This is a genomic window from Roseibium sp. (assembly GCF_965232425.1).
Classification (GTDB): Bacteria; Pseudomonadota; Alphaproteobacteria; order Rhizobiales; family Stappiaceae; genus Roseibium.
The window spans coordinates 3,436,412-3,450,894 of record NZ_OZ246971.1 but is presented as its reverse complement, the minus strand read 5'-3'; the positions used below and the strand labels follow the sequence as shown (position 1 = coordinate 3,450,894).

The following is a 14,483-nucleotide window of genomic DNA, read 5'->3' as shown; positions in this document are numbered from 1 at the left end:
ATGACAACAAAGCTGAACATGACTGCGCTTTCCTTGCTTCCGGACGCCATCGCGAAACCGGCTTTCGACAGGTCTTCACTTTCCGCCGGGATCCTTCACATCGGCGTCGGCAACTTCCACCGGGCGCACCAGGCGGTCTATCTGAACAGGCTGTTCGAACAGGGCGAAGGTCATGATTGGGCGATCGTGGGGGCAGGCCTCATGCCCTACGACAAGGCAATGCGGGATCGCCTGCAGACACAGGACTGGCTCACCACGATCGTTGAACTCGATCCGGACGGATTGAGCGCACATGTATGTGCCTCGATGATCGACTTCATCGATGTAGATCCCACTGTACTGATCAACCGGCTGTGCCAACAGGATATCAGGATCGTTTCCCTCACCATCACGGAGGGAGGCTATTTCGTCGATCCCAATTCAGGCGGCTTCGACGTCTCGCACCCGGAGATCCTGGCAGACCTGGAGAACCCCGAGGCTCCATCAACCGTCTTCGGCGTGCTGGTCGCCGCACTCATGAAAAGAAGAGCGGCAGGCGTTGCGCCCTTCACCGTCATGTCCTGTGACAACCTGCCGGAGAACGGCCACATGGCCAAGCAGACCGTCGTCGGCTATGCCCGGGCCATGTCGTCGGAGGTCGCCGGCTGGATCGAACAGAACGTCGCCTTCCCGAATGGCATGGTCGACTGCATAACCCCCGCGACCGGGGACCGCGAACGCACGCTCATCCGCGAGACGTTCGATGTGGAAGACGCCGCCCCGGTCGTCTGCGAACCCTTCCGGCAGTGGGTTCTGGAGGACAAGTTCCCCTCGGGCCGGCCCGCGCTCGAGAAGGTTGGTGTCGAGTTCGTCGCCGACGTTGCGCCTTACGAACTCATGAAACTACGCATCCTGAATGGCGGCCACGCGGCAATCGCCTACCCCGGTGCGTTGCTGGGGCATCATTTCGTCCATGACGCCATGGCCGATCCGCTCATCCGCAGCTATCTCAAGAAACTGGAAATCGAGGAGATTGTCCCGACCGTACCGGAGATCCCAGGCGTCAGCTTTCATGCCTATCTCGACACGGTGATGGAGCGCTTCTCGAATTCGGCCGTCGGCGACACCATCCCGCGGCTATGCCTGGACGGATCGAACCGCCAGCCGAAATTCATCCTGCCGTCGATCCAGGACAGGCTTCGGCAAAACAGGCCGGTCAGGGGACTGGCGCTGGAGACGGCGCTTTGGTGCCGCTACTGTCTTGGATACAACGAGGCCGGAAAAAGCATCGCGATCGAAGACGAACATGCCGACGTCTTGCAGGCCTGGGCACAGGATGTATTTTCCGGAGCCACGTCGGCAAAAATGCCCGATCTTTTCGGACCGCTCGGCGACGACCCGGTCTTTCTTGCCGAGTTCAACACCGCAGCCGAACGGCTTCGTACCCTGGGGGTTGCCGGAACCCTGTCGGACTATGTAGCTCCGTCGAATGAAACGGCATCCGGTTCGCATCCGCTTTCTGCCTGACTTGGCCGCCTCGGTAAGCTCCTGTACCTGATCGCCGGAAGTTGAAGAACCGTGTAGCGACGTCTGCGCGGCGACGCATTACCTGTTGTCCGGCGGGCGCGCTGCCCGGCATTCATGCAGATTTGAAGCAGGGTACAAAGATGATCAGGTTGAGCCGTCGTGAAATTCTGGCTGGGAGCGCCGCCCTCGCGGTCTCGGGCACACCGTCTTTTGCCCAGGACGTGGACCTGGGAGCGCTCGGCCTCGCCGAACCTGCTTTCAACGTGGACGCGGAACTCAATATTCCGGACCTGACGGGGGCGATCCATCAACTCGAGGATTATCGCGGCAAGACGGTCGTGGTCTCGTTCTGGGCGACCTGGTGCCCGCCCTGCCGCAAGGAAATGCCGACACTGGCGCGCCTCGGGCGCCAACTCGGCACCGACGACTACGCGGTGCTTGCCGTCAATGTCGGCGACAGGCAGGACAAGATTGAGGCCTTCCTGGATCAGATCGACCATGAAGGCATGGCGATCCTTCTGGACAACAAGAAGGACATGCCGTCGAAATGGTTCCTGCGCGGATTGCCGGTGACCTATATTGTCGACGCGAACGGCAAGGTCGCCCTCGGCGCCATCGGCGAGCGCGTCTGGGATTCGCCTGAAATGATTGCTGGGATCAGATCGGTCGACCTGGCCTCTTGAGCGCGGCGTTGGTCATCCGCGCAATCAACCGTTTTAGATTTCCGTCCGCATCCGGTATCCGGGTGCGAAGATCAGACGGACATGGGTGATCGGCTGCTCTCCGGCCCAGGTGATCCGTTCCATCGCAAAGAGGGCCGTGCCAGCCTCTGTATCCAGCTTGCCGGAGAGGGTTTGATCGGCACTGACCGCGAAAAACGACAGATCGCCGTGGCTGTAGGGTGCGTTGTGGACCAGCCATTCATTGGCGCTGATGTCGTTGAATGACATGTCGCGGGCCTCGGGAGCCGCCTCCAGATTGATGTAGCGCTCCTCGAACGCATAGGGGCGTTCATTCGCGAAGTGGAGCGTCTTCAGAAAGAGGACATTATCGCCCAGCGACACCTGAAACGCGCCATGCAGCCTGGGCGGCAACGGCCTCAGGTCCCGCTCCAGGATCAGGTGGCGATAGGGCTGTCCGAGCGACTCCACCTCCTCGCGCAGGATAGGGATGGTCAGCGTGGCCCTTTGCGGGGGATTGACGGCAACGCGTGTCCCTGCCCGGCGTTTGCGCACCACGAGGCCGCTTTCGGCGAGATCGCGAAGCGCACGGTTGACGGTGGTGCGGGCACAGCCGAATTCCTCCGCCAGATCGGCCTCGTGGGGAATCTGTTCCCCCGGTTGCCAGATCCGGTCGTGTATCCGGCGCAAGAGCACCGCTCGGATACCTGTCCAGGAATTGGTGTCGGTCAGCGTCAAGTCACGGTCCTAAAGTCTGTTTCGAAGCCTATTCATGGTCGCGCGGTACGCCGCACGGATCGCGTCGCCTTTTACATGTTTTCCACCGCGAACAACATGCCTGCCCGCGGACCAGACATCACGCACCATCCGGTCATCGCCTGCAAAGATGTAGGCGTCGAGGATTTCGTCCCCTTCGCGCCCTTCCAGATCGATCGCCGTTGCATCCAGTGCAAGCAGATCCGCGAAACATCCCTTTGCGATCCCGCCGGCATTGCGTCCCGCAGCCTGCGCACCGCCCGATACAGCTCCGTCGAAGAGCACACGTCCCGTCGATTTTCGAGATGTCGCGATGGTGGCGCGGCTTTTGTCCCGGAGCCGCTGCGAATATTCCAGTGTTCTCAGTTCTTCTGAGAGCGAAATACGGATGTTCGAGTCCGACCCCACGCCGAACCGGCCACCCGCCTGCAGATAGCGGACGCCGTCAAAGATACCGTCGCCCAGGCTCGATTCCGTGATCGGGCAAAGCCCAGCAACCGCTCCGGATTGTGCAAGGCCGAGCGTCTCTTCCGGTACCATCTGGGTACAGTGGATCAGACACCAGTTTGAAGACACCCGGTGATTGTCCAGCAACCACGCGACCGGACGGCTTCCTCTTGCATCGAGCAGTTCCTCCACTTCACCGACCTGTTCGGCCAGATGCATGTGGACAGGGCGTTCGCCTGCCAAGGCGACTGCATCGGCAAGTCCCTGCTCGCACACGGCCCGAAGCGAATGGGGTGCAACACCGAGAACCGCATCGGCCGCCAGCGCCTTCAGGGCAGTCCCTGCCTGCTCATGAAGCTGCGCGAACCGGTCGGGATCATTCCCGAACCGGATCTGGCCTGGAGCAAGCGCCCGCTTGTCAACGCCGCCATATTGATAAAGAACCGGGAGATGGGTCAGGCCGATCCCGGTTTCCGAAGCCGCGGCGATGATCCGCACGGACAGTTCGGCAAGATTGTCGTAAGGCACGCCGCCTGGCTGGTGGTGCAGGTAGTGGAACTCGCCGACCGCTGCATAACCGGCCTCGAGCATCTCCATCTGCACGAAGGCCGCTATTGCCTCGACATCGTCCGGGCCGAGCGCATCCAGAAAGCGGAACATGATCTGGCGCCAGGTCCAGAAACTGTCGCGCCCGCCCTCCCCGCGCCGCTCGCTCATGCCTGCCATGGCCCGCTGAAAGGCATGGCTGTGCAGGTTGACAGGCGCCGGGAGAAGAATGCCGGTGCGCACACCTGCAGGAGCCTGTCCTTGCTCGACCGCAGAGATCGACCCGTTTTCGGAGATCGAAACGAGGACATTCTGCGCCCATCCGTCGGGCAGGAGAGCCTTCTCCGCAAAAACAGTGGCACCGGAGCGTGTCGACATACCGCGTTTCCCTCGTTGACACGTTAATATGTGCATGCATATTATCTTATAACGCAATCTAATCAAGCCGGAGATCATTCTTGTCCCGACGCCTCCTGACCAATGCCGGCCTGGCAACATTTGCCGACATTGCAGCGCCCTACGGCCTGGTCGAGGACGGTGCGCTGGCGCTTGAAGACGGCATGATCGCCTGGGCGGGACCGGAAGCGGACCTTCTGCCGGAATTTGCGGACTGGCCGAGGGAAGACCTTGGTGGCTGCCTTGTGACGCCCGGCCTGATCGACTGCCACACGCATGTCGTCTTCGGCGGCAACCGCGCCCGCGAGTTCGAGATGAGGCTCGAAGGCGCGACCTATGAAGAGGTTGCGCGCGCCGGCGGCGGGATCGTGTCGACGGTCAGGTCTACACGTGCTGCGAGTGAAGAGGCCCTTCTGGAACAGGCCCTTCCGCGCGTCGACGCGCTTCTTGCCGAGGGCACCACAACGCTCGAAATCAAGTCGGGATACGGGCTCGATCTGGACACCGAACTGCGCATGCTGCGCGTCGCCCGGGAAATCGGCAAGGTCAGACCTGTCGACATACGCACGACTTTCCTGGGCGCCCACGCGGTGCCAGCGGAATACAGGGGCCGCGCGGACGCCTATCTTGACGAGATCTGCCTGCCGGCGCTGGAGGCAGCGCATGATGCCGGACTTGTGGACGCCGTCGACGGGTTCTGTGAAGGCATCGCGTTCGCGCCCGATCAGATTGCCCGCGTCTTTGACAGGGCGCGGGACCTGAACCTGCCTGTCAAACTCCATGCCGAGCAGCTTTCGGATCTCGGTGGCACCGAACTGGCGGCGTCCTATGGCGCGCTCTCGGCGGATCATCTGGAATACCTGTCCGAAAAGGGCGTCGAAGCGCTCGCAAAAAGCGGCAGCGTGGCCGTGCTTCTGCCCGGCGCGTTCTATACGCTGCGGGAAACGCAACTGCCGCCGGTCGATCTGCTGCGTGCGCACAAGGTTCCGATCGCGCTCGCGACGGATTGCAATCCCGGCTCCTCGCCGCTCGCCTCGCTGCTTCTGACACTCAACATGGGCTGCACGCTGTTCCGCATGACCCCGGAAGAAGCCCTGGCCGGGGTAACCAGAGAGGCCGCCAGGGCTCTCGGCCTGTCCGATCGTGGCACGCTCTCAGCCGGAAAGCGCGCTGACCTGGCCATCTGGAACGTCGCTCATCCGGCGGAACTCAGTTACCGCATCGGCTTCAACCCGTTGAAAGAACGCGTTTTCGGAGGCTCACAATGACCGGCCTCACACTTGATCCCGGCCGTGTCACGCTCGCAGAACTTGAGCGTGTCTATAGAGACCGTCTTCCGGTCCGTATCAGCCGGGCTTCGGAAGCCGCCATTCGCAAGGCATCGGAGCGGGTTGCGCAGGCAGCCCGTGGTGATGCGGCCGTCTATGGCGTCAACACCGGCTTCGGAAAACTGGCCAGTGTCAAGATCGCGGCAGGCGACACGGCAACACTCCAGCGCAACCTGATCCTGTCCCACTGCTGTGGCGTCGGTGAGCCGCTGGACGAGACCACCACCCGCCTGATGATGGCGCTCAAGCTGCTGTCCCTCGGGCGCGGGGCTTCGGGTGTCCGCTTCGAAGTCCTGGAGCTGATCGAGAATTGCCTCGCAAGGGGCGTCACGCCCGTCGTACCGTCTCAAGGGTCGGTCGGAGCCTCGGGTGACCTTGCCCCGCTCGCGCACATGACCGCCGTTCTCATCGGTGAAGGCGAAGCCACGTTTGCGGGCGAACGGTTGCCGGGCCGGGATGCGCTTGAAAGGGCGGAGCTTGCACCCGTCGTCCTTGGCCCCAAGGAAGGCCTCGGCCTGATCAACGGCACCCAGTTTTCCACTGCCTGCGCACTTGTCGCCCTCTTCGACAGCTGGCGTCTTGCGGAAGCGACGCTGATCACCGCAAGCCTCTCCACCGACGCCATCATGGGATCGACAGCACCCTTGCTGCCGGAAATCCATGCGCTGCGCGGTCATCGCGGCCAGATCGAAGTGGCTCAAGCGATGCGGCAGATCATGACAGGGTCGGAAATCAGGGAGAGCCACCGTGACGGCGATACCCGCGTGCAGGACCCTTACTGCATAAGGTGCCAGCCACAGGTCGCGGGCGCCTGCGTCGACCTGTTGCGCATGGCAGCCTCGACCCTGGAAATCGAGGCCAACGCGGCAACGGACAACCCGCTGGTCCTGATCGACGCCGACCGGATCGTGTCGGGCGGCAATTTCCATGCGGAACCGGTCGCCTTTGCCGCCGACCAGATCGCGCTCGCCGTAGCAGAACTGGGGGCAATTGCCCAGCGCAGGGTTGCCCTGATGGTTGATCCGACGCTGTCGTTCGACCTGCCGCCGTTCCTCGCAAAGGATCCGGGCCTCAATTCCGGCCTGATGATCGCGGAGGTGACGACGGCGGCGCTGATGAGCGAAAACAAGCATCTCGCCAATCCCTGTTCGACCGACTCCACCCCCACAAGCGCGAACCAGGAGGACCACGTCTCCATGGCTGCCCACGGCGCACGCCGGCTCGGCCGCATGAACGCGAACCTGGCGCATATTCTGGGCGTGGAACTCCTGTGCGCGGTCGAGGGGATCGAACACCGGGCACCGCTGAAAACCAGCCCCGCCCTGCAGTCCATCATCGGCAAACTGCGCGCCGAGGTTCCGCGTCTCGATGAGGACCGCTATCTTGCGCCCGATCTGGAAACGGCAGCCGACCTTGTGCGCACACGCAGCCTGGTCGCCGCCGTTTCAGACGATCACATCATCAGACTGGGGGCGGCTAATGACCCCGTTTGAGGTAACAAGGGGCGACGGGCCGGTCGTGCTGGGTGTGCCGCATTCAGGCACCTTCGTGCCCGAAGACATCTGGAAGCGCCTCACACCCATCGGACGAAAGCTGGCCGACACCGACTGGCACGTGGACCGGCTCTACACGGGCCTGCTTTCGGGCGTGACAATGGTGCGCGCCAATTTCCATCGCTATGTCATTGACGCCAACCGCGATCCCGAGGGCGTCAGTCTCTACCCCGGCCAGAACACGACGACGCTCTGCCCGACAACGGATTTCGACGGCAGGCCGATCTACCTCGAAGGCGAAGCTCCCGACGACGGGGAAATCGAGGCCCGGCGGCTTGCCTGGCACGCGCCCTACCATGCCGCGCTGCGGTCCGAGCTCGAACGGGCTAGAGAGCGCCATGGCGTCGCAATCCTCTACGACTGCCATTCCATCCGTTCAGCTGTGCCGTATCTCTTCGAAGGAACGCTGCCCGATTTCAACACCGGAACCAATGGCGGGACCACCTGCGCTCCGGAGATCGAACGCGCTGTTTTTGAGCGGACCGAAAGCGCAAGCGGCTTAACCGCAGTGTTGAACGGACGCTTCAAGGGCGGCTGGACCACCCGCCACTACGGCAGGCCTGAAGAGGGGTTTCACGCCATTCAGATGGAACTTGCCCAAAAGACACATCTGGCAAGCGAAGACACGCCGTTCGACTACGACGCAAACAAGGCGCATAGGCTTCGATCCCATCTCAGGGACATCCTCGAAGCGCTTGCAGCCCTTGCGCCGACGCTTGCCCGAAAAGCCAGACAAGATCCAGGGAGCGCATCATGACCGATCGCCGACACAATGCCCGCGACGTCTATCCGCCGACGGGGACGGAGTTGAACGCCAGATCCTGGCTGACGGAAGCCCCGCTCCGCATGCTGATGAACAACCTCCATCCCGATGTCGCGGAAAATCCGCACGAGCTGGTGGTCTATGGCGGCATCGGCCGCGCGGCCCGGACATGGGACGATTTCGACCGGATCGTCGCGAGCCTCAAGCAGCTCGACGAGGACGAAACCCTTCTGGTCCAGTCCGGCAAGCCGGTCGGCGTGTTCCGGACCCACAAGGACGCCCCGCGTGTGCTGATCGCCAATTCGAACCTGGTGCCGAACTGGGCCAACTGGGACCACTTCCACGAGCTCGACAAGAAGGGACTCGCGATGTACGGCCAGATGACGGCCGGGTCCTGGATCTATATCGGCACGCAGGGCATCGTTCAGGGCACTTATGAAACCTTCATGGAGGCAGGCCGTCAGCACTATGACGGTGATCTCAAAGGCCGCTGGATCCTGACCGGAGGGCTCGGCGGCATGGGCGGCGCACAGCCTCTGGCCGCGGTCATGGCAGGCGCCTGCTGCCTCGCCGTCGAATGCGACGAAAAGAGCGCGGATTTCCGCCTGCGCACACGCTACGTCGATGAAAAGACCCATTCCCTCGACGAGGCCCTGGCGCTGATCGAGAAATGGACGAAGGCCGGAGAGGCCAAGTCCGTCGCCCTGATCGGCAATGCGGCGGACGTCTTTCCGGAATTGGTCAGGCGCGGCGTCAAGCCGGATATCGTGACCGACCAGACCTCCGCACATGACCCGGTCAACGGTTACCTGCCGCAGGGCTGGACCGTGGCCGAATGGCGTGCAAGGGCGGAAACGGATCCCAAAGCCGTGGAAAAAGCTGCACGGGCCTCAATGAAGGTTCATGTTGCCGCCATGGTCGAGTTCTGGAACCAGGGCGTGCCGACGCTGGATTACGGCAACAACATCCGCCAGGTCGCGCTGGAGGAAGGCCTTGAAAACGCCTTTGCCTTCCCCGGCTTCGTGCCGGCCTATATCCGCCCGCTGTTCTGCCGAGGCATCGGCCCCTTCCGCTGGTGTGCCCTGTCCGGCGACCCGGAGGACATCTACCGCACGGATGCCAAGGTCAAGGAACTCATCCCCGACGATCCGCATCTGCACAACTGGCTGGACATGGCCAGGGACCGCATTGCCTTTCAGGGCCTGCCCGCACGTATCTGCTGGGTTGGTCTCGGCCAGCGCCACCGGCTCGGCCTCGCGTTCAACGAGATGGTCAGGACAGGGGAACTGAAAGCGCCCGTCGTGATTGGCCGCGACCATCTCGACTCAGGTTCTGTCGCTTCACCCAACCGCGAGACGGAAGCAATGAAGGACGGTTCGGACGCCGTTTCCGACTGGCCGCTTCTGAATGCGCTGCTCAACACCGCCTCGGGCGCGACCTGGGTGTCGCTGCATCATGGCGGCGGTGTCGGCATGGGTTTTTCGCAACATTCAGGCATGGTCATCTGCTGTGACGGCAGTGAAGATGCGGCACGGCGGATTGAACGCGTGCTTTGGAACGACCCGGCCACCGGTGTGATGCGTCACGCCGATGCCGGATACGAGATCGCGCTCGACTGCGCGAAAGAACAGGGGCTTAACCTGCCGGGAATCTTGGAGGAATAAAAACCACGGCAGGACACTCCGAACCCAAATTCGAATCGAGGGGTAGAACGATGAAAAGACGTGACTTTCTGAAAGCCGGTGCAACCGGCACCGCCGCCGTCGCGGCCACGACCCTGGCAGCACCTGCCATCGCGCAGGACATCCGCCAGTGGCGCATGGTCACCGCCTGGCCGAAAAACCTGCCGGGACCGGGCGTCGCCGCACAGATGCTTGCCGACCGCATCACGGCGCTTTCCGGTGGACGGATCGAGGTCAAGCTGTTTGCGGCGGGCGAAATCGTTCCGGGCAACGGTGTTTTCGACGCGGTCGGTCAGGGAACCGCGGAGCTTTATCATGCGGTCCCGGCCTATTGGGGATCGAAGTCCAAGGGCATCCTCTTGTTCGGCTCGCAGCCATTCGGCCTGACTGCACCGGAACAGGCCGGCTGGCTGATCCATGGCGGCGGCCAGGCGCTGTACGACGAGATCTACGGCGGTTTCAATCTCAAGCCGTTCCTTTGCGGCAACTCCGGCCCGCAATGGGCAGGCTGGTTCCGCACCGAGATCAACAGCGTCGATGACCTGAAAGGCCTGAAGTTCCGCTCGACCGGCCTTGCATCGGAAATGTGCTCCAAGCTCGGCATGGCGGTTCAGGCGATGAGCGGTCCGGCGATGTTCCAGGCACTGCAGTCCGGCGCGCTCGACGCAGGTGAGTTCATCGGTCCCTGGACGGACAGTGCGCTCGGCTACTACCAGATCGCCAAGAACTATTACTGGCCGGGTGTCGGCGAACCGTCTTCTGCAGAAGAATGCGCCGTCAATCTGGACGCCTATAACGACCTGCCGGACGATCTCAAGGCAGCGGTCGCCCAAGCGTGTGCGAGCCTCTACAACGACGTCCTCACCGAGTACAACACCAAGCATGCGCAGGCGCTTACCCAGCTCGTCAACGAGCATGACGTGATGGTGCGCAAATTGCCGGACGAAGTCATCGTCGCAATGGGCAACGCGGCCGGCGAAGTCATTGCCGACCTGCGCGCCAGCGATGACGAGTTGATCAAGCGCATCACCGAGAGCTTCCTCGCTTATCGCAAGCTCATGCATGAATACATGCCCTACGCCGACAATGGCCAGATGAACGCACGTCTGCTCGATTACAAGTACGACTAGGTTGCTGTTCAAACGATGCGTTTTCAGAGCGACGAGGGACCCGAAGGGCCCCTCGCTTCATCTTTTGTCATCCCTGCGCAGGCAGGGATCCAGTAGACGCGGGCGGCACAAGCGCAACGAGTTCTGCGGAATACTCGATCCCGGATCATCGCTGCGCTCTGTCCGGGATGACACTCGGAAGAAACGGTTTCGGATGTTGGTTTGGCCGTAGAGCTGGCACGACACGCCGTGCGAAGTCAGGGTCGGAAACAGCCCTCTCACGCGGTTATCGCGTGGCCTGACCATGGGACCCATTCCGCTTTCACACCGCTTCAGAATCGCGGCATGGTGGCGACGTGGATCGCAGGCTCGGGCCCTGCAATGACAAAACAAAAGTAGATCAGGCAAAGAAGGCAGGATCATCCGCAATGGAACGACTGGCGGGCGCGCTGGAGCGCGTCAATTCATTGATAGGCAACATCTTGTGCTGGGCGGCGCTTGCCATGCTGCTTCTGCAGTTCGTGATCGTTCTCTTGCGCTATGTCTTCGGTTACAGCTACATCTTTCTGGACGAGGGCGTGCTCTATCTGCATGCCAGCCTGTTCATGCTGGGTGCGGGATACACCTTCCTTGTCAACGCCCATGTGCGTGTCGACATCTTCTACGCCAAGTGCACCGAACGGACACAGGCGTGGATTGATCTCTTCGGGCACCTGTTCCTGCTGACACCGGCCCTCATCCTGCTGATCTGGTTTTCCTGGCCCTATGTGCGCGGCAGTTGGGCGATCATGGAAGGCCCGATTTCGGTCGGCGGCATTCCGGCGTCCTATCTCCTGAAAACACTGATCCCGGCCTACTGTGTGTTGCTGCTCATTCAGGGCATCGCGGCGTTCATCCGCGATGTCGTCAGACTGAAGGGAGCCGGCGCATGAGCCTGCCGCTCGACCTCATCATGTTCGGCGCGCTGATCGGCTTCATCCTGCTCGGTTACCCGGTTGCTTTCACCATTGCCGGGGTCGCGACGGGTTTTGCGCTTCTCGGCTGGATGCTGGGCGACTTCAACATTCAGCTCATGGGAGCGATGGGGCAGCGGTTTTTCGGAGTTCTGATCAACCCGGTCCTGACGGCGATCCCGCTGTTTGTCCTGATGGGTGTCATCCTGGAGAAAAGCCGAATCGCCGAAGAGCTCCTGGAGACCATGGGACGTCTGTTCGGCCGCATGAACGGAGGGCTCGGCGTCTCGGTGGTGCTTGTCGGTGCGCTGCTGGCGGCCTCAACAGGCATTGTCGGCGCGACGGTGGTTGCGATGGGTCTCATCGCGCTGCCGACCATGCTGCGCAACGGCTACGACCCCAAGCTCGCCTCCGGCATGGTCTGCACGGCCGGAACGCTCGGCCAGATCATACCGCCCTCGACGCTGCTGATCATCCTGGCCGACGTCATGTCGAACGCTTTCCAGCAGGCGCAATATGCGCAGGGCAAGTTCACGATCGAAACCATTTCCGTCGGTCAGACATTTGCCGCTGCCATGGTCCCCGGTTTGCTGCTGGTCGTGGTTTACTGCGTCTACATTCTGGCCCGCGCCAGGGTGTTTCCGAGCGACGCTCCGGCGATGCACGAAGAGGTCGACCAACCCTCGGCCGGGGAAATCCTCGCTGCAATCGTTCCGCCCATTCTCCTGATCTTTGCGGTTCTCGGCTCGATCCTCGGCGGCATCGCCTCGCCGAACGAAGCAGCTGCCGTCGGCGCGGTCGGGGCAATCCTTCTCGCCGGCCGCCGCCTGGGTGTTTCGACAAGGCTGATCGTGGCCGCGACCCTGGCCCTTCTGATCCTCGCGGTCGCCGCCACCCTGTTGCCGGTGCGCCTGCAGCGCTCCGATGTCACTGCCGCCGGTTATCTGCTCGCCGCAGTCTATGCAGGGCTCGCCATCTTCGCGCTCGCTGTCGTCTTCCGCATCCTCTGGGCCGCCTTCCGCGACGGGCTTCTCAAAGCCTCGCTGCTGTCGACCCTGACCGTCACCTCGATGATCTTTGCAACGATCCTGATGGCCAGTTTCTTCTCCCTGGTTTTTGTCGGCCTCGGCGGCGAGGACAGGGTGCATGAGATCCTCAACGAGATGCCCGGTGGCCCGGCCGGAGCGCTGATTTTCGCGATGCTGTTCGTGTTCGTGCTCGGCTTCTTTCTCGACTTCGTGGAAATTTCCGTCATTCTGCTGCCGGTTCTGATCCCGCCGCTCATCCTGATGGGCATCGATCCCATCTGGCTGACCGTCCTGATAGCGATCAACCTGCAGACATCGTTCCTGACGCCCCCCTTCGGTTTCTCCCTGTTCTACTTGAGAGGTGCCGCCCCGAAGGAAATCACGACCGGCCAGATCTATCGCGGCGTCGTGCCCTTCATCGCCCTGCAGGCGGTTGCGGTCGCCATCCTGTGGCTGTTCCCGATCCTCGCGACCTGGCTGCCCCGCACGCTTTATTGAGCCATCGACGCGTCCGCGGCGCCATCTCCGGCACCCCGCAGACGGCCCTTGAGAGTCACGATCCGGTCATAGGCGGCATCGATCTTGCGCGCCAGGTCCGGATCGGTCGCCGCTGCCGCCTCGAGAATGTCGGCGACTTTTGCCGGGATCGCCGGATCCGGACGCTTATCATTGGCAAAGAGCAGAATGTCGGTGCCCGCCGTGACCGCCTTCAGAACGGCCTCCTTGAGGGTGAAATTCCACCGGATGGCGTCCATCTGTATGTCGTCTGAAATGATGACGCCGGTAAAACCCAGGTCTCCGCGCAGCACGCCGGTCAACGCATCTTTCGAGAGAGACATGGGGACGGACCTGTCCGCTCCCCCGATGGTCCGGTTGATGACATGTGCCGTCATGACAAGGTCGGCCATGCCCTCGGCGATGAGTTGCCGGAACGGGATCAGTTCGCCGTCCGACCATGTCCGCGTGATGTCGACAGCGCCCTTGTGGCTGTCCCGCAGGCTCGACCCGTGACCCGGAAAATGCTTCAGCGCGGTCAGAACGCCATGCGCCCTGTGGGCGGCGACAAAGGCTGCACCGTATGCGGCCACCCGTTCCGGATCGGACGAGTAGGACCGGCCCAGCCTGCCGATGATCGGATTGCGCGGATTTGCATCGACATCCACGACCGGCCCCAGATTGAGGGTGAACCCCCAGTCGGCAAGATTTTCGGCAAGCACCTGGTAGATACGCTCAGCATCGATCGAGCTGCCCTTGCGTGCAAGTCGTTTTGCCGATGGCGTCTCCGGAAACCCGTCCCGGCTTCTCAGCCGTTGCACCCGCCCACCCTCCTGATCGATCGCGATCAGCGGCGGCAATGCGGTCGGCGCGGCCGCGCGGAAAGCCGCATTCATGCGCTGGACGGTCTTCCTGTTTTTCAGGTTCCGGCCGAGATAGAGCACGCCGCCGATTTCGCCGGCCTCCAACTGCTCCAGGACGGTTCTGACGCCGGCACGGGAGGGCGTCATTCCGACGAACCCGACCAGGATCATCTGGCCGATCTTCTGCCTGATCGGGATCTCTTCGGCGGTCGCGGTGGTCCGCTCTGGGGCTTCAACCGCAATCTCGGACCGCGCGGGGAGCTGCGCAGCTAGGATGGACAGGCTCGCCAGAACGGCGGCGGCTGCGTTCCTGTAGGGTGCCCTCATGCCGGTCTCCGGGCCTTCGACAATGTATCTCCTAAGATATGGCGTTCACCC

Annotated in this window: 12 protein-coding genes; 9 read left to right on the top strand and 3 right to left on the bottom strand. The window is 62.4% G+C overall.

Annotation, left to right across the window (positions count from 1 at the left end):
• Positions 1 to 1,506 carry a mannitol dehydrogenase family protein gene (locus ACO08A_RS15895; protein WP_422036975.1) on the top strand — a complete coding sequence of 502 codons (1,506 nt, stop codon included), beginning with the start codon at positions 1 to 3 and terminating at the stop codon, positions 1,504 to 1,506.
• Positions 1,507 to 1,646: 140 nt separating this feature from the next.
• Positions 1,647 to 2,189, top strand: a complete 543-nt coding sequence (locus ACO08A_RS15890) for a TlpA family protein disulfide reductase (RefSeq protein ID WP_422036974.1) — start codon at positions 1,647 to 1,649, stop codon at positions 2,187 to 2,189.
• Positions 2,190 to 2,222: 33 nt separating this feature from the next.
• On the opposite strand, the gene ACO08A_RS15885 is transcribed toward ACO08A_RS15890, so the two are convergent.
• Both ACO08A_RS15885 and ACO08A_RS15880 read right to left on the bottom strand, forming a co-directional pair.
• The gene (locus ACO08A_RS15885; RefSeq protein WP_422036973.1) at positions 2,223 to 2,924 is read right to left on the bottom strand and encodes a GntR family transcriptional regulator; all 702 of its coding nucleotides are present in this window, start codon (positions 2,922 to 2,924) and stop codon (positions 2,223 to 2,225) included.
• Between the two features lie 9 nt (positions 2,925 to 2,933).
• The gene (locus ACO08A_RS15880) at positions 2,934 to 4,313 is read right to left on the bottom strand and encodes a formimidoylglutamate deiminase (protein ID WP_422036972.1); all 1,380 of its coding nucleotides are present in this window, start codon (positions 4,311 to 4,313) and stop codon (positions 2,934 to 2,936) included.
• 80 nt (positions 4,314 to 4,393) lie between these two features.
• Between ACO08A_RS15880 and hutI the strand changes: the two genes are divergently transcribed.
• From hutI to ACO08A_RS15845, 7 genes are all read left to right on the top strand, one after another.
• Entirely contained in the window at positions 4,394 to 5,599 is a 1,206-nt protein-coding gene (gene hutI / locus ACO08A_RS15875; RefSeq protein ID WP_422036971.1) for an imidazolonepropionase, read from the top strand.
• Positions 5,596 to 7,152 carry a histidine ammonia-lyase gene (gene hutH / locus ACO08A_RS15870; RefSeq protein WP_422036970.1) on the top strand — a complete coding sequence of 519 codons (1,557 nt, stop codon included), beginning with the start codon at positions 5,596 to 5,598 and terminating at the stop codon, positions 7,150 to 7,152. The genes hutI and hutH overlap by 4 nt, the downstream gene beginning before the upstream one ends.
• Positions 7,139 to 7,969, top strand: coding sequence for an N-formylglutamate deformylase (hutG, locus tag ACO08A_RS15865; RefSeq protein ID WP_422036969.1), 831 nt, complete (start codon positions 7,139 to 7,141; stop codon positions 7,967 to 7,969). Before hutH ends, hutG begins: the two co-directional genes overlap by 14 nt.
• Complete coding sequence (gene hutU / locus ACO08A_RS15860; RefSeq protein WP_422036968.1) at positions 7,966 to 9,639, top strand: urocanate hydratase; 1,674 nt, start codon at positions 7,966 to 7,968, stop codon at positions 9,637 to 9,639. Before hutG ends, hutU begins: the two co-directional genes overlap by 4 nt.
• A 50-nt stretch (positions 9,640 to 9,689) precedes the next feature.
• Positions 9,690 to 10,787 (top strand): TRAP transporter substrate-binding protein, encoded by a 1,098-nt coding sequence (locus ACO08A_RS15855; RefSeq protein WP_422036967.1) that lies wholly within the window; start codon positions 9,690 to 9,692, stop codon positions 10,785 to 10,787.
• A gap of 407 nt (positions 10,788 to 11,194) precedes the next feature.
• Entirely contained in the window at positions 11,195 to 11,698 is a 504-nt protein-coding gene (locus ACO08A_RS15850; protein WP_422036966.1) for a TRAP transporter small permease subunit, read from the top strand.
• Entirely contained in the window at positions 11,695 to 13,245 is a 1,551-nt protein-coding gene (locus tag ACO08A_RS15845) for a TRAP transporter large permease (RefSeq protein ID WP_422036965.1), read from the top strand. The genes ACO08A_RS15850 and ACO08A_RS15845 overlap by 4 nt, the downstream gene beginning before the upstream one ends.
• On the opposite strand, the gene ACO08A_RS15840 is transcribed toward ACO08A_RS15845, so the two are convergent.
• Complete coding sequence (locus ACO08A_RS15840) at positions 13,239 to 14,432, bottom strand: glycoside hydrolase family 3 N-terminal domain-containing protein (RefSeq protein ID WP_422036964.1); 1,194 nt, start codon at positions 14,430 to 14,432, stop codon at positions 13,239 to 13,241. The genes ACO08A_RS15845 and ACO08A_RS15840 overlap by 7 nt on opposite strands.
• Positions 14,433 to 14,483: the final 51 nt, after the last annotated feature.